Here is a 14969-nt window from a genome sequence, read left to right as displayed (position 1 = left end):
CCTCCTCGTGGCGCTGACGCGGGTGGTTCGATCCTACGTCCCAGACTCCCCCGCCGGAGGCGGCACGGCCGTCAGGGCGCGCAACAACGAGCCGGCGTCGGTGTGGGCGTCGAGCAGTTCGCCAACGTGCCGCCGGGTGCCTCGCAGGGGGTCCGCCGTCGGGACCCGTTGCAGGTGCGCCAGCCCGGGCACGTCGAAGACGATCGCATCCCAGTTCGCGGCACTGATCGCATCCGGGAACCGGCGGATCGCCTCACCGCGGAAGTACGCCCTGGTGTCCTCGGGCGGGTGGGTGATCGCGCGCTCGACGTCGGCCGCCTCGACGAGCCGCTCCACGGCCCGGGCGGCCGCCATCTTCGCGTAGATGCCGCGCTCGGGCCGCAGGTCGGACCACTGCAGGTCCAGCGCCGCCAGCCGCGGGTGGTCCCAGGGCAGGTCGTCCCGGGTCCGCATCCCGTCCAGGACCCGGAGCTTCGCGAGCCACTCGACCTCCCGGGCGCAGGAGGCTGGTGCGTCCGCGAGCCGGGTGACCAGGTCGGACCAGCGCGCCAGGACGTCCGCGGTCTGGCCGTCCGGGGCGGTGCCGGTGCGCTCGGCGTGGGCGCCGACGGCGGCGGTGATCACGTCGACGTAGACGCGTTGGATCTGCAGAGCCGTCATCCGGCGACCGTCGGCCAGGTCGAGCGGGATGCCGAGGCTGAGGTCGTGGCTGACGGCGTGTGCGGCACCGACCGGGTCGGCGAGCCGGAGCGCACTCAGCTCGAGGGGCACCTGGCCCTGCTCGAGCAGCCAGAGCAGGACCGAGGTGGTGCCGAGCTTGAGGTAGGTGGACACCTCGTGCATGTTCGCGTCCCCGACGATCACGTGCAGGCGCCGGTACCGGGTCGCGTCCGCGTGCGGCTCGTCCCGGGTGTTGATGATCGGACGCCGCAACGTCGTCTCGAGCCCGACCTCGGCCTCGATGAAGTCGGCCCGCTGGGAGATCTGGTACCCGGGCTGCTCACCGCGCTGACCCCGGCCGAGGCGGCCAGCACCGCAGAACACGGGCCGGGTCACCAGGAACGGGGTGAGGTAGTCGATGATGTCGTCGAACGGCACGGCACGGTCCACGAGGTAGTTCTCATGGGTGCCGTAGCTGGCGCCCTTGCCGTCGGTGTTGTTCTTGTACAGCGCCACCTGGGGCATGCCCGGGATCTGGGCGAGCAGCCGAGCCGAGCGGAGCAGCACCTCCTCGCCGGCCCGGTCCCAGCGCACCGCGTCGAGCGGGCCGGTGACCTCCGGGCTGGAGTACTCCGGGTGGGCATGGTCGACGTAGTACCTCGCGCCGTTCGGCAGGATCACGTTGGCGACCGTCGCCGGTTCCGGCTGCGGGGCCGGGCGCCGACGCTGCGTCACGCCGCCCCAGTGCACCCCGGTGGCCTCGTCGGTGCCTCCGGTGCCGCCGTCGCCGCCGGCGCCACCGTCGTCAGGACGGTCGCCGTCCGGCGCTGGCCGGCTCGGGTTGTCGGTGAGCTGGCTGGGGTGCGCGGAGGATCGGTCGAGGCTCCACCCGCGCGCGTCCCGCAGCGGGTCCTCGTCCTGGTAGTCCCAGCGCGCCCGCGAACCGCCGTGCACGCCCTCGTTGGCGTAGGCCGTGACTACCTGCGCGGACATCAGCATCGGGTTCGCCCCGGGATTGCCGATCCCGAGGATGCCGTACTCGGTCTCGATACCCATGATGCGTCGCACTGTCACGGGCCCACCCTAGTTCCGCCGGCCCGAGCCGCCGCGCGACCCACGGGTCGACGGAGTTCCTACAGGTACTGCCCCGTCGGGTTCAGGTTCTCGATGGTGCGCCCCGCCTCGGGGTTGCCCTTCTTCTGCACGATCGTGCGGATGAACACGATCCGCTCACCCTTCTTGCCGGACACCCGCGCCCAGTCGTCGGGGTTGGTGGTGTTCGGGAGGTCCTCGCTCTCCTTGAACTCCGCCACGCACGCGTCCAGGAGGTGTTCCACCCGGATCCCACGCACGCCGGTGGCGAGCAGGTCCTTGATGGCGCTCTTCTTCGCCCGGTCGACGATGTTCTGCACCACGGCCCCGGAGTTGAAGTCCTTGAAGTACAGGATCTCCTTGTCGCCGCTCGCGTAGGTGACCTCGAGGAACTGGTTCTCGGGCTCCTCCGAGTACATCCGGCCCACGGTCCGCTCGATCATCGCCTCGACGACCGCCGCCGCGTCCCCGCCGTGCTCGGCCAGGTCGTCCGGGTGGATCGGCAGGTCCGGGGTCAGGTACTTCGTGAAGATGTCCCGGGCCGCCTCGGCGTCGGGCCGTTCGATCTTGATCTTCACGTCCAGGCGCCCGGGCCGCAGGATGGCCGGGTCGATCATGTCCTCCCGGTTGGAGGCGCCGATCACGATGACGTTCTCGAGCCGCTCCACGCCGTCGATCTCACTGAGCAACTGCGGCACGATCGTGGTCTCGACGTCACTGGACACGCCGGTGCCGCGGGTCCGGAACAGGGACTCCATCTCGTCGAAGAACACGACCACCGGGATACCCTGCGAGGCCTTCTCCCGGGCCCGGGAGAAGATCAGCCGGATGTGCCGCTCCGTCTCACCGACGAACTTGTTCAGCAGCTCCGGTCCCTTGACGTTCAGGAAGTAGCTGCGCGCCGCCCCGGGGGCCGCGCCACCGTTCTGGGCGGCCGCGGTCTCGGCCAGCGACGTCGCGACGGCCTTCGCGATCAGTGTCTTGCCGCATCCGGGCGGGCCGTACAGCAGCAGCCCCTTCGGCGGCTTCAGCCCGTGCTCACGGAACAGGTCCGGGTGCAGGAACGGCAGCTCCACGGCGTCCTTGATCTGCTCGATCTGGGCCGCCAGCCCGCCGATGTCGGCGTAGTCGACGTCCGGGACCTCCTCGAGCATGAGGTCCTCGACCTCCGAACGCGGGATCCGTTCGAACGCGAAGCCGGTGCGGGCGTCGACGGTGAGCGTGTCCCCGACGCGGACGGTCACGTCCTGCAACGGCCCGGCGAGCCGGACCACCCGCTCCTCGTCGGCGCGCCCGAGGACCAGGACGCGTCCGCCGTCGAGCGCTTCCTTCACGGTGACGAGCTCGCCGACCGGCTCGTACCCACCTGCGGCGACCACCGTCATCGCCTCGTTGAGCTGGAGCTCCTGTCCGGGCCGCAGCGTCTCGATGTCCACGCTGGGCGCGACCCCGACCCGGAGTTTGCGCCCGGATGACATCACGTCGATGGTGCGGTCCCCGTGATCGTGCAGGTGGATCGCGTAACTGCCCGGCGGCTTCGTCATCTCCTCGAGCTGGGTGCGCATCTCCACCAGCTGCGAGCGCGCGGACGTCAGCGCCGTCACGAGACGCTCGTTCTTGCCGGCCAGGTCGATGGCCTTCTTCTCAAGCTCACGCTCGCGGGGGGTGCTCGACACCCGCCCCGGAACCTCGTTCTGCTCGGCCATCGGACCCTCCTCGCCTCAGTGTCAAGAATAGGTCAGTGTCATCAGCTCGCGTCGGACGGTCCAGTGGTTGGTCCGCCCTCGCGGCGGTCCCGCCGGGCATCGAGGTCGCGCCGGACCCGCCGGATCTTCTTGTCCGAGACGGCGCGCTGACCCAGATCTGTGGCCAGCTCACCCTCGTCGAAGGAGACGGCGGACTCGGCGTAGGCACCCGGTGCCGGGCGACGGCGGCGCACCGGGGCGACCACGCCGGGCGCCATCCTGCGGGTGGTGATGAGGAAGCCGGTGTGCCCGATCATGCGGTGCTCGGGTCGCACCGCGAGCCCCTCCAGGTGCCACCCGCGCACCATCGACTCCCACGCCGTCGGCTCGGTGAACCGGCCGTCGGCCTTGGCGTCCTCGGCGAACCGGGACAGCTGGGTGGCGGTCGCGACATAGGCGACGAGCACGCCGCCCGGGGCGAGCGCGTCCGCGACGACGCCGAGGTTCTCCCAGGGCGCGAGCATGTCCAGCACCACCCGGTCGACCGAGCCGGGCTCGACGGCGTCCGGCAGCACGTCCGCGAGGTCGCCGACCCGCACGTCCCACGCCGGGTGGACCCCGCCGAAGAACTCCTCGACGTTACCCTGGGCGATGGCCGCGAAGTCTTCTCGCCGCTCGATCGACAGCAGCGTCCCCCGGTCACCCACGGCGCGCAGCAACGACAGGGACAGGGCGCCGGAGCCGACCCCGGCCTCGACCACCCGGGCACCCGGGTAGATATCGGCCATGGTGACGATCTGCCCCGCGTCCTTGGGGTAGATCACCGCGGCGCCGCGCGGCATGGACAGCACATAGTCCGAGAGCAGCGGGCGCAGCGCCAGGTATTCGATCCCGGACGTGGTTGCCACGACGGTGCCCTCGGGCGCACCGAGCAGGACGTCGTGGTCGAACGAGCCCCGGTGGGTGTGGAACACCTTCTGCGCCTGCAACACGATGGTGTGCAACCGGCCCTTCGGGTCGGTCAGTTGCACCTTGTCACCCTCGCGGAACGGGCCGCGGCGGATGGTGGCGCCGGTGGGTTCGTCAGTCACGGGCCGCGAGTCTATCCGCTCTATCCGCGGCGGGGCGTGAGCGCGTGCGCGACGTCGGCGACGGCGACCAGCCCGAGGACCTGGGGTGTCCCGCCGTCGAGCCCGACCACCACGACCGTGGCGGCGCCCGCCTTCGCGGCCCGGGCCACCTGGGCGACGGCGGCGGGTCCGGTGTGCTGGGTGATCAGGGCGAGGCGGGCGAGGGCCGTGGCGACGGCGGTGGCCGGCACCGCGTCGCGGCCCGCAGCGGGCACGGTCGCCAGGGCGCCGGGATCGACGAGTCCCACCGGGATCCCGCGGGGGTCCACCAGGACGACGGCGACGGACGGCGCCGCGGCCACCGCCCGGTCCACGTCGGCGACGCTCGCGCCGGCGGGCAGCACGTGCGCACCGACGGCGAGGCTGCGCAGGTCCATGCCCTGGGCGCTGCGCTGGGCGCGGGCGTAGCGGACCGAGGCGTACGCACCGTTCCACAGCATTCCGGCCAGCAGCAGGGACCAGATCGCGGCGAACAGGTCGGGTCGGCCGCCCTGCAGCACCGGGCCGCCGAGGACCACGACGGGCAGGGCGATCGCGACCACCTGCCCGCACCGGCCGGCGGCGATGGTGCCGGCCAGCCGGTCCCCGCGGACCTTCCAGATCAGTGCCTCGAGCAGCTTGCCGCCGTCCATGGGCAGCGCCGGCAGCAGGTTGAACACGGCGACGAAGCCGTTGGAGTAGGTGGCCGCGGCGAACGCGACCGAGGCGACGCCGTCGGTCAGGTAGGCGCCGCCGGCGGCGAGCAGCGCGAGTGCGACGTTCGCGAGCGGGCCGGCCACGGAGATCGCGGCGGACGGGCCGGGCGTGCGGATCGCGTCCGTGAAGGACGTGTGCCCACCCCAGAGGGTGATCACGTACTCACCGACGCCGACCCCGAACCGGCGGGCCATCAGGCCGTGGCTGAGCTCGTGCGCCAGGACCGAGACCAGGAGCAGCACCGGCAGCACGAGCGCCCACAGGTACGCCTCGAAGCCGAGGTTGAGCAGCGAGTCCAGCCACGGTGCGAAGGTGACGACCAGGACGACGGCGATGAGCGCCCAGCCGGGCGTGATGATGACCGGCGCCCCACCGATCCGGCCGATCCGCCAGCCGCGGCTCTCAGTCCTGGCCGGCGTGGTCATGCACCTCTCCGGCGACGATGCGCCGCAGCACGTCCAGATCCACGTCGGACAGGCTGTCGACCCTGCTTCGGCCGGGTGCGGGCTCGATCCGCTGCACCGCGGGCACGGCCAGCACGCGGGCACCGGAGGCCTCCGCGGACGCGAGCCCGGGGATCGAGTCCTCGATCGCGACGCAGGCAGCGATGTCCACGCCCAGCTCGCGGGCGGCCCGCAGGTACGGCTCGGGGTGCGGCTTGCCGTTGGTGACCTGGTCGCCGGTGACGACTGCGGCGAAGGTGTCGGCCGGGAGTGCCCCGACGATGACGTCGGCGAGCGCACGCCAGGACATCGTCACGAGTGCGCAGGGGATGTCGGCCGCCCGCAGCTGGGCGAGCAGATCGAGGGCCCCCGGACGCCACGGCACGCCCTCCTCGCGGACCCGGCGAACCACCCGGGAGAGGAGCTCGTCGACGATCTCGGCGTCCGTGCCCCGGATCCCGGCGCGCTCGCGCAGCAGCTCGGCGCTGGTCTCCAGCGAGTTCCCGACGAGTTCGACGGCGAGCGTCTCGTCCCAGGTGCCGCCGTGCTCGGTCGCCAGGTCGATCTCCGCCCCGATCCAGTACGGCTCGGTGTCGACGATGGTGCCGTCCATGTCCCACAGGACAGCGGAGAGCACGGTGGTGGAGGCTGGGGGCACGGTCAGCAAGTCTACCCAGCGCGACCCGCGCGGGCCGACGGAACCGGGGGCCACGGCCGGGCGTCACACCTCCCGTAGGGTAGGACGGTGAGTAGTTCCCCCCGTCATCGCGAACCGGACGAGCACGCGCAGGCCGACGAGACCGGCGAGGTCCCGCCGGCGATGCTGGTCGCTGCCTTCGAGGGCTGGAACGACGCCGGCAGCTCGGCCACGTCCGCCCTTGCGCAGATCGCCGAGGTCTGGGGCGCCCACACCTACCGCACCTTGGACCCGGACGACTTCCACGACTTCCAGGTGAACCGGCCCATGGTCGGCCCGGACGGTTCCGGCGGGCGCACGCTGACCTGGCCGTCCACGACGATCTCGGTCACGGTGGGTCCGCAGACCGGGCGCCGGATCGTGCTGGTCCAGGGCGTGGAGCCGTCGACCCGGTGGCGCACCTACTGCAACCAGATCCTCGACGCCGCCGAGGAGCTCGGGGTGCGCACCGTCGTGTGCCTTGGCGCGCTGCTCGCCGACGTGCCGCACACCCGGCCGATCCCGGTGCAGACGTCGTCCGAGGACCCGACCGTGCAGGCGCTGCTCGGGGTGGAGGGCAGCGACTACGAGGGTCCGACGGGCATCGTCGGGGTGCTCTCGCACCTGGCCTACGAGCGGGGCATCCACACCCTGAACGTCTGGGCCGCCGTGCCGCACTACGTGGCGCAGCCGCCGTCGCCGAAGGCCACGCTGGCGATCCTGATGGCGCTCGAGGAGTTCCTCGGTGAGTCGGCGCCCGTCGGCGAGCTCGCCGAGGACGCGAAGGCCTGGCAGCTCGGGGTGGACGAGCTCGCCGAGGACGACCCGGAGGTGGCCGAGTACGTGCGCCAGCTCGAGGAGGCCAAGGACACGGCCGAGCTGCCCGAGGCCAGCGGTGAGGCGATCGCGCGCGAGTTCGAGCGGTACCTGCGCCGTCGGGACACCGGCGGCGGCCCGGTCGCCGGGTCGTAGGCCCGGGCGGCCAGGTCTGGGCCGCTAAGCCCGCAGGTCCACGCCGAGCAGCGCGTCGACGGCGTCGATCACCACGGTGTCCGCGGCCGTGCCCGTCCGTGCCCAGGCGTCGACCACCGCGAGCGCGGCGACGGTGTCGAGGTCGTCGCTGAGCGCCGCGCGCAGACCGTGCAGCACCGGCTCGGGGTCCGTGCCGCCGCCCTCGGCCGGACGGGTCGCCGCTGACCGCCAGGCCTCGTGCCGGGCCGCGCCGGCCACCAGGTCGGCGTCGGTGAACTCCCAGTCCGCCCGGTAGTGGTGCGCGAGGAGCGTGAGCCGGATCGCGCCGGGGGCCACGCCGTCGGCCGTCAGCGCGGACACGAACACCAGGTTGCCGCGCGACTTGCTCATCTTGTGGCCGTCGTAGCCGACCAGCCCCGAGTGCACGAACGCCCGGATCGGTTCGCTGCCGTCACCGAGCAGGCGCAGGTGGCTCGTGCTCATCTCGTGGTGCGGGAAGATCAGGTCCGTCCCGCCGCCCTGCACGGTCACCGGAAGGCCGAGGTGGGTGGCGGCGATGGCCGCGCACTCGATGTGCCAGCCGGGCCGCCCCTCGCCGAGGCTGCGGCCGTCCCAGTGGGGTTCGCCGTCGCGGCGGCCACGCCAGAGCAGCGGGTCGAGCGGGTGCCGCTTGCCGGGGCGCTCGGGATCACCGCCGCGCTCGGCGAACAGTTCGTCCATCTGCGCCGGGGCCAGGTGGGAGACGCCACCGAACCGGGCGTCGCCGCTCAGGTCGGCGTACACGTCGGAATCGACCCGGTAGGCGGCGCCGGCCGCGACGAGCCGCTCGACGGCCTCGACGACGAGGTCGATGGACTCGACCACGCCGACGTAGTCGTCCGGCGGGATCACCCGAAGTGCCAGCATGTCCCCGCGGAACAGGTCCACCTGGTCCGCGGCCAGGTCCCGCCAGTCGACCCCGGTCTCGGTGGCCCGCTCGAGCAGCGGGTCGTCCACGTCGGTGACGTTCTGCGCGTAGCGCACGTCCACGCCGGCGTCGCGCCACACGCGCCCGATCAGGTCGAAGGTGACGTACGTGAACGCGTGGCCCAGGTGGGTCGAGTCGTACGGGGTGATGCCGCAGACGTACAGCCTGCCGACGCCGTCGGCCGCCGGTTCCACCCGGGTGCCGGTCGCGGTGTCGGAGAGCCTCAGGCCCGGGCCGCGACCGGGAAGTTCAGGAACGTGGGGGGCGGGCCATGACTGCACCCGCCCACCCTATCCGCCTGTCGGCAGCGGCTGGAGCACGCCGGCGACGAGCAGCACCACGACGAGGGCCGCGAGCGCGAGCCGGTAGTAGACGAACGGCTTGTAGGAGTAGGTCGAGACGATCTTCAGGAACGCGATGATCACCACATACCCGACCACGAACGCGATCACGGTAGCCAGCGCCGTCGGTCCGAACCCGGCCGCTCCCCCGGTGCCGCCGCTCTTGACGAGCTGGTAGAACCCCGAGCCGAGGACGGCCGGCACCGCGAGCAGGAACGAGTAGCGCGCGGCGGCCTCACGGGTGTACCCCATCAGCAGCCCGGCGGTGATGGTGCCACCGGAACGGGAGACACCGGGGATGAGCGCGAGCGCCTGGGCGAACCCGAACAGCCAGGCGTGCTTCATCGTGAGGGACTCCAGTGGGCGGGTCTTCGCGCCCCGTACGTCGGCGAAGCCGAGGATCAACGCGAACAGGGCCAGCACGAGCGCCGTCAGGTAGAGGTTGCGCAGCGCGTGCTCGATCGCGTCCTGGAACAGGAGACCGAGCACCACGATCGGGATCGACCCGAGGATGATGTACCACCCCATCCGGGCGTCGGGGTCCGAGGTGGGCACCCGGTTCTTCCACGGGCCCACCGGCAGGGCCTGGAACCATCTGCTGATGATCCGGGCGAAGTCACGCCGGAAGTAGAGGATGACGGCCGCCTCGGTACCGATCTGCGTGATCGCAGTGAACGCGGCGCCGGGGTCGCTGCCGCCGGGCAGCAACTCACCGACGATGCGCAGGTGCGCCGACGACGAGATCGGGAGGAATTCCGTCAGTCCTTGGACCAGACCCAGGATCACTGCTTCCCACCATGTCACGGGCCAAGGGTAGACGCCCCGGCAGGTAGCCTCGTCTCCCATGGAGTCACGGCGTGTGGGCGGCAGCGGGCTGACGGTCTCGGCGGTCGGCCTCGGCACGATGACCTGGGGCCGTGACACCGACGAGCACGAGGCCGCCGAACAGCTGCGCGCGTTCCTGGACGCGGGCGGCACCCTGCTGGACACGGCGGCCACCTATGCCGACGGCGCGGCCGAGGAGCTGATCGGGGCCCTGTTCGCGGACGCGGTCGACCGCGACGAGGTGGTCCTGTGCTCCAAGGCCGGCGTCCGTGACGGCCGGGTCGACGCCTCCCGGCGCAGCCTCCTGGACACGCTGGACGCGAGCCTGGCCCGGCTCGGCACCGATCACCTGGACCTCTGGCTGGTGGGCGCACCGGACCCGGCCACGCCGGTCCGGGAGACGATCTCCGCGCTGCGGGAGGCGGTCCGGTCCGGGCGCACCCGCTACGTGGGCCTGTCCAACTTCCCGGCCTGGCAGCTCGCCCGGATGGCCACGCTGCTCGAGGCGGACGACACGTTCTGCACCGCGGCGCAGATGGAGTACTCGCTGCTCGAACGCGGCATCGAGCGGGAGGTCCTGCCGGCCGCCCGGGAGCTCGGTGTCGGCGTGCTGGCCTGGTCCCCGCTCGGGCGGGGCGTGCTCAGCGGCAAGTACCGGCGTTCGGTGCCGGCGGACTCGCGGGCGGCGTCACCGCACCTGCGCGGCTTCGTGGACCCATACCTGACGCTCGAGGCGCGGGGCGTGGTCGAGGCCGTCGCGACCGCGGCCGACGGACTGGGTCGCTCCCCCGTCGAGGTCGCCCTGGCCTGGGCCCGGGACGTCGACGGCGTCGCGAGCGCCATCGTGGGCGCCCGCACCCCCGCGCAGCTGCGGGGCACGCTCGCGGCCGTCGACCTCGAGCTGCCGGATCAGATCCGGGCCGTGCTCGACGAGGTCACCGCGCCGTCGCTGGGCTACCCCGAGCGACGGTGACGGCGTCCGCCCAGGTCAGGCTCCGCCGTCGGGCCGGTCCGGCGACCTACTCGTCGTCGTCGTCGCCGTCGGGACGGTCCTCGTCCTCGTCCTCTTCGTCGTCGAAGTCGTCATCGTCGAAGTCCTCGTCGTCGTCCTCGCCGTCGTAGACCACGAACGGGGTGTCCACGCCGTGGGCGTCGTACAGGGCCTCGTCGTAGGTCTCGAACGCGTCGGCGAGGGTGTTGGTGGCCGCGATCACGGCCGGCGCGTCGTCGTCGGCGGCGGATCCGACGGCGTCGAGGTGCGCCTCGAAGGCAGCGATGAGGCGGTCCAGTGCTGCGCGAGGTTCGGTAGCCATGTGCTGACCGTAGCGGTGAACGGCGGCGTTTGACACCGCAAAAATGCGAACTCCTCGCCTACGCTGTGCGGATGGAGTCCGCAGCACCCAGACCGTCCAGACCTACCCATGCCTCCCAGTACGAGTTCCGGGTGCTCACCCTGCCCCGCAGCACCAGCCGCCATGATGTGCGCCGCCTGCTGACCGAGGAGGCGGAGTACGGGCGGTGGGAGCTCGCGCGGCTGTGCCTGTACGTCGGCGGGCACCGCAAGGTGTGGCTGCGGCGCCGGGTCATCAAGGTGGCCAGCACACTCTAGAGCGCTGCAGGCCCGACACCGTGCTCCTCAGCAGGTTCGCAGGAACCTGCTCAGCACCCGGACCCCGAACTGCACGGAGGAGACCGGCACCCGCTCGTCCACGCCGTGGAACATGCCCGCGAAGTCGAGCTCCGGGGGCAGCAGCAGCGGCGCGAAGCCGTAGCCGGTGATGCCCAGCCGGGCGAGGGACTTGTTGTCCGTGCCGCCGCTGAGCATGTACGGCAGCACCACCGCGCCCGGGTCCTCGGTGTCGAGCGCCGCCACCATCGCGTCCACCAGGTTGCCGGAGAAGGGCACCTCAAGGGCGATGTTGCGCTGCACGTCCTCGAACCGCACGCCCGGCCCGGCCAGTTCCGCCAGGGTCGCCATGGTGGCGTCCTCCTGCCCGGGCAGGAATCGGACATCGATGACCGCCTCGGCGCTGCCGGGGATCACGTTCGCCTTGTACCCGGCCCCGAGCTGGGTCGGGTTCGCGTTCGTGGCCAGCGTCGCGCCGACGAACTTGCTCGCCGGCCCGAGCGCGGCCACGAGCGCGTCGACCGAGCCCTCGTCCTGCGGATCGAACGAGGTCCCGGTCAGCTCCGCGACGCCGTCGAGCAGGGCCGCCACCGTCGGGGACAGGCTCCGCCCGAACGAGTGCGCCCCGATCCGGGCCACCGCGCCGGCCAGCCGGGTGACGGCGTTGTCGGTGTTCACCTGCGATCCGTGCCCCGCCGTGCCGTCGGCGATGAGCTTGAGCCAGGCCAGGCCCTTCTCCGCGGTCTGCAGCAGGTAGGCGCGGCGCCCGTTCACCTCGACGCTGTACCCGCCGACCTCGCTGATCGCCTCGGTGGCACCCTCGAACAGCTCGGGCCGGTGGTCGACGGCGTACCTCGCCCCGTAGGTGCCGCCGGCCTCCTCGTCGGCGAAGAACGCGACGACGAGGTCCCGGGGTGGTTGCCAGCCGGAGCGTCGCATGTCCCTCAGGACGGCCAGGATCATGGCATCCATGTCCTTCATGTCCACGGCGCCGCGGCCCCAGATCATGCCGTCCATCTCTTCGCCGCCGAACGGGTCCATCTTCCAGTCGGAGGCCCGGGCGGGAACGACGTCCGTGTGCCCGTGCACCACGAGCGCCGGCCTGGTCGGGTCCGTGCCGGGGATCCGCAGGACCACGTTGCCGCGGCGGTCGGCGGACTCGAAGTACTCCGGGTCGTAACCGACCTCGGTGAGCAGGCCCATGACGTACTCGGCGGCCTCCCGCTCCCCCGGGCCGGTCCCGTCGCCGTAGTTGGAGGAGTCGATCCGGATCAGGGCACGGCAGATGGCGACCGCGTCGAGCTCCGCGGCGCTGACCTGGGTGGGGTCGGTCATTCGCCCAGTCCACGACGCTTGAGCAGCGGGTCGATCACGGCGTCGCGGCCGCGCAGGTCACGGTAGGACTGCAGCGGGTCCTGGGCGTGCCCGCGGGAGAGCAGCTTCGCGCGGAAGGCGGCTCCGGCGGCGCGGTTCAGGCCGCCGTCGCCGTTCTCGGCGGCCTCATCCTTGAACCAGTCCACGGTGTCCGCGTCGAGCACCTCGCTCCAGATGTAGGAGTAGTACCCGGCGTCGTAGCCGCCACCGAAGGTGTGGTTGAAGTACGTGGACCGGTATCGCGGCGGCACCAACGGGTAGGCCACGCCGGCCCGCTGCAGGGCCGCCGCCTCGAACGCCTCGACCTCGGCGACGTCGTCGGGCACCTCCTCCGGAGCGATCTGGTGCCACGCCTGGTCCAGCAGCGCGGCGGCCAGGTACTCGGTCGTGGCGAAGCCCTCCCCGTAGGCCTGCGAGGCCCGCAACTGGTCGAGGGTCGCGGCGTCGAGCGGCGCTCCGGTGCTGTGGTGCCGCGCGAAGCTGGCCAGCACCTCGGGGTGCCAGGCCCACATCTCGTTGACCTGGGAGGGGTACTCGACGAAGTCCCGGGGCACGGAGGTGCCGGACAGCGACGGGTAGTGCACCTGCGAGAACAGACCGTGCAGGGCGTGCCCGAACTCGTGGAACGCCGTGATGACCTCGTCCCAGGTGAGCAGCGTTGGCTCGCCGGCGGCGGGACGGGTGATGTTCAGGTTGTTCACGACGACTGGCGGCAGACCCAGCAGGCCGGACTGGTCGACGAGGTTGTGCATCCAGGCGCCACCACGCTTGCCCTCGCGGGCGTAGTAGTCGGCCACGAACAGACCGAGGGCGGTGCCGTCGGCCTCCGCCACCTCGAAGACACGGACACCGTCCGCGTAGCCGGTGAGGTCCGCGCGCTCGGTGAACTCGAGCCCGTAGATCGCGTTCGCGGCGAAGAAGACCCCGTCGGCGATGACGCGCTCGAGCTCGAGGTAGGGGCGCAGCTCGCCCTCGTCGAACGCGAACGTCTGCTGGCGGACCCGGTCGGCGTACAGCGACCAGTCCCACGGCGCCAGTTCGGCGTCCGGCTCGTCGGCTGCGAGCGCCGTCTGCAGGTCGGCGGCCTCCGCGCGGGCGTTGCGCACGGCGGGCCCGGCGAGCCGGCCGAGCATCTCGTTCACGGCCTCGGTGGTGGCCGCCGTGCCGTCCTCGGCGACGTAGGCGGCATGGTGGGCGTAGCCGAGCAGGCGGGCCCGCTCGGCGCGCTTGCGGGCCAGGTCGAGGATCACCCGGCGGGTGTCGGAGTCCGGGTCGGAGCCGGTGCCGCGGCCGGTGGAGGCCTCGAACACCCGACGGCGCAGCTCGCGGTTCGGGCTCTGCGACACCACGGCCTGGGGGGTGGGCAGCTGCAGGGTGATCAGGTAGCCCTCGACGTCTCGGTCCGTGGCCGCCTGGGCGAGGGCGGACACGGCGTCCGGGGCCAGGCCGGCCAGCTCGGCCGGGTCGGTGACCGTGACGGCGGCGGCCTCCATCGCCTTGACGACGCGCTGCGAGAACTCCGTCTCCAGAGAGGTGAGCTCGCCGTTCAGGGCGCGCAACCTCTCCTGCTGCTGCGTCCCGAGCCGGATGCCGGCCCGGACGAAGTTCTTCAGGTGTGTCCGCAGCACCCAGACGGTCTCCGGCCCGGCCTCGGCGGCGGCGTCGGTAAGCGCCTCCAGCCGGGCGAAGATCCGCCCGTCGAGCAGGAGCGCGTCGCGGTGCTCGGAGAGCTTTGGCGCGTAGTCGGCCTCGATCTCACGGATCTCGTCCGTGCCCGCCGAACTGACCAACGTGTAGAAAACGGTCAGCGCCCGGTCGAGCAGCCGGCCGGACACCTCGAGCGCCTCCAGCGTGTTCGCGAGCGTGGGCGCGGAAGGATCGGTGGCGATCGCCTCCCACTCCGCCCTCTGCTCGGCGAGGCCGGCGTCGAACGCGGGCCGGAAGTGCTCGGTGCGGATCGCCGCGAAGTCCGGGAGTCCGAAGGGAAGGGTGGACGCGGCGGCGAAGGGGTTGTCGCCGAGTGTCGATGAGGTCATGCGCCCATTCTTACCGGAACGCCCGATCGGCGGTCTCCTGTCCCGGTCCGGGCGCGGTCGGTGGACACGCTCGAACCGGTCGGTGGACCACTCGTTGAATGCCGGACTTTCTAGTACAGTTGGTCCTCAGCCGGGACGAGTCCCCGTCCCCCTCGGAGACGTTGAAGCCCGGCTCGTCGCGACGGGCCGAACGGCCCCCCTCTGAACGGCCGTCGCGCGGGCGGCCCCGAGGCGTACTGCGCCTCGGGGCCGTTCCCTTTCTGGCGCGCCGTGCCGACGGGCCCGAACGCCCGCCGGACCCACCGTTCGGTGTGAGCCTGTTCACATTTCCCCCTCATTCCCAGTATGTTCATCGAATGCTCCTGGTCCGGGAGCACCGCGACATCACGATGAGGAGATCCTTCATGCGTCGACCCAGTAGGTCCGGGGTGAGCCCGAACAGACG

Annotated in this window: 13 protein-coding genes; 3 read left to right on the top strand and 10 right to left on the bottom strand. The window is 72.0% G+C overall.

Going from position 1 to position 14969, the window contains the following annotated elements:
* Positions 1-33 precede the first annotated feature (33 nt).
* The 5 genes from dop to GKS42_RS10845 are packed head-to-tail and all read right to left on the bottom strand — an operon-like array spanning position 34 to position 6364.
* Positions 34-1734, bottom strand: coding sequence for a depupylase/deamidase Dop (gene dop / locus GKS42_RS10865; RefSeq protein WP_154793833.1), 1701 nt, complete (start codon positions 1732-1734; stop codon positions 34-36).
* Positions 1735-1793: 59 nt separating this feature from the next.
* Positions 1794-3458: a proteasome ATPase gene (arc, locus tag GKS42_RS10860; RefSeq protein WP_154793832.1), complete on the bottom strand. Its 1665-nt coding sequence runs from the start codon at positions 3456-3458 to the stop codon at positions 1794-1796.
* Between the two features lie 41 nt (positions 3459-3499).
* On the bottom strand, positions 3500-4528 hold the full coding sequence (locus tag GKS42_RS10855; RefSeq protein WP_154793831.1) for a tRNA (adenine-N1)-methyltransferase: 1029 nt from the start codon (positions 4526-4528) through the stop codon (positions 3500-3502).
* A gap of 20 nt (positions 4529-4548) precedes the next feature.
* Positions 4549-5688 (bottom strand): site-2 protease family protein, encoded by a 1140-nt coding sequence (locus tag GKS42_RS10850; protein WP_154793830.1) that lies wholly within the window; start codon positions 5686-5688, stop codon positions 4549-4551.
* Positions 5666-6364 (bottom strand): HAD family hydrolase, encoded by a 699-nt coding sequence (locus GKS42_RS10845; RefSeq protein WP_232848014.1) that lies wholly within the window; start codon positions 6362-6364, stop codon positions 5666-5668. Before GKS42_RS10845 ends, GKS42_RS10850 begins: the two co-directional genes overlap by 23 nt.
* A 162-nt stretch (positions 6365-6526) precedes the next feature.
* Between GKS42_RS10845 and GKS42_RS10840 the strand changes: the two genes are divergently transcribed.
* A complete protein-coding gene (locus GKS42_RS10840) occupies positions 6527-7354 on the top strand; it encodes a PAC2 family protein (protein ID WP_154796663.1) in 828 nt (275 codons plus the stop codon).
* 24 nt (positions 7355-7378) lie between these two features.
* On the opposite strand, the gene mshC is transcribed toward GKS42_RS10840, so the two are convergent.
* Entirely contained in the window at positions 7379-8602 is a 1224-nt protein-coding gene (gene mshC / locus GKS42_RS10835) for a cysteine--1-D-myo-inosityl 2-amino-2-deoxy-alpha-D-glucopyranoside ligase (RefSeq protein WP_154793829.1), read from the bottom strand.
* Between the two features lie 9 nt (positions 8603-8611).
* A complete protein-coding gene (locus GKS42_RS10830; RefSeq protein ID WP_154793828.1) occupies positions 8612-9466 on the bottom strand; it encodes an undecaprenyl-diphosphate phosphatase in 855 nt (284 codons plus the stop codon).
* Between the two features lie 40 nt (positions 9467-9506).
* On the opposite strand from GKS42_RS10830, the gene GKS42_RS10825 reads away from it, so the two are divergent.
* Positions 9507-10460, top strand: coding sequence for an aldo/keto reductase (locus GKS42_RS10825; RefSeq protein WP_154793827.1), 954 nt, complete (start codon positions 9507-9509; stop codon positions 10458-10460).
* 46 nt (positions 10461-10506) lie between these two features.
* On the opposite strand, the gene GKS42_RS10820 is transcribed toward GKS42_RS10825, so the two are convergent.
* Positions 10507-10800: a DNA primase gene (locus GKS42_RS10820; protein ID WP_154793826.1), complete on the bottom strand. Its 294-nt coding sequence runs from the start codon at positions 10798-10800 to the stop codon at positions 10507-10509.
* Positions 10801-10871: 71 nt separating this feature from the next.
* Between GKS42_RS10820 and GKS42_RS10815 the strand changes: the two genes are divergently transcribed.
* Positions 10872-11096: a DUF5703 family protein gene (locus tag GKS42_RS10815; RefSeq protein WP_154793825.1), complete on the top strand. Its 225-nt coding sequence runs from the start codon at positions 10872-10874 to the stop codon at positions 11094-11096.
* A 27-nt stretch (positions 11097-11123) separates the two neighbouring features.
* On the opposite strand, the gene GKS42_RS10810 is transcribed toward GKS42_RS10815, so the two are convergent.
* On the bottom strand, positions 11124-12449 hold the full coding sequence (locus GKS42_RS10810) for a M20/M25/M40 family metallo-hydrolase (RefSeq protein WP_154793824.1): 1326 nt from the start codon (positions 12447-12449) through the stop codon (positions 11124-11126).
* The gene (locus GKS42_RS10805) at positions 12446-14524 is read right to left on the bottom strand and encodes a M3 family metallopeptidase (RefSeq protein WP_154793823.1); all 2079 of its coding nucleotides are present in this window, start codon (positions 14522-14524) and stop codon (positions 12446-12448) included. The genes GKS42_RS10810 and GKS42_RS10805 overlap by 4 nt, the downstream gene beginning before the upstream one ends.
* Positions 14525-14969: the final 445 nt, after the last annotated feature.

It is taken from the genome of Occultella kanbiaonis, assembly GCF_009708215.1.
Taxonomy (GTDB): Bacteria; Actinomycetota; Actinomycetes; order Actinomycetales; family Beutenbergiaceae; genus Occultella; species Occultella kanbiaonis.
The sequence above is the reverse complement of the archived record's forward strand: the minus strand, read 5'-3'. Positions and strand labels throughout refer to the sequence as shown.

Excerpts from the sequence above, each read along its gene's own strand:
- arc (WP_154793832.1), bottom strand. The coding sequence starts at position 3,458 with ATGGCCGAGCAGAACGAGGTTCCGGGGCGGGTGTCGAGCACCCCCCGC.
- GKS42_RS10850 (WP_154793830.1), bottom strand. The coding sequence starts at position 5,688 with ATGACCACGCCGGCCAGGACTGAGAGCCGCGGCTGGCGGATCGGCCGG.
- GKS42_RS10810 (WP_154793824.1), bottom strand. The coding sequence starts at position 12,449 with ATGACCGACCCCACCCAGGTCAGCGCCGCGGAGCTCGACGCGGTCGCC.
- GKS42_RS10825 (WP_154793827.1), top strand. The coding sequence starts at position 9,507 with ATGGAGTCACGGCGTGTGGGCGGCAGCGGGCTGACGGTCTCGGCGGTC.
- GKS42_RS10840 (WP_154796663.1), top strand. The coding sequence starts at position 6,527 with ATGCTGGTCGCTGCCTTCGAGGGCTGGAACGACGCCGGCAGCTCGGCC.
- GKS42_RS10815 (WP_154793825.1), top strand. The coding sequence starts at position 10,872 with ATGGAGTCCGCAGCACCCAGACCGTCCAGACCTACCCATGCCTCCCAG.
- GKS42_RS10805 (WP_154793823.1), bottom strand. The coding sequence starts at position 14,524 with ATGACCTCATCGACACTCGGCGACAACCCCTTCGCCGCCGCGTCCACC.
- GKS42_RS10820 (WP_154793826.1), bottom strand. The coding sequence starts at position 10,800 with ATGGCTACCGAACCTCGCGCAGCACTGGACCGCCTCATCGCTGCCTTC.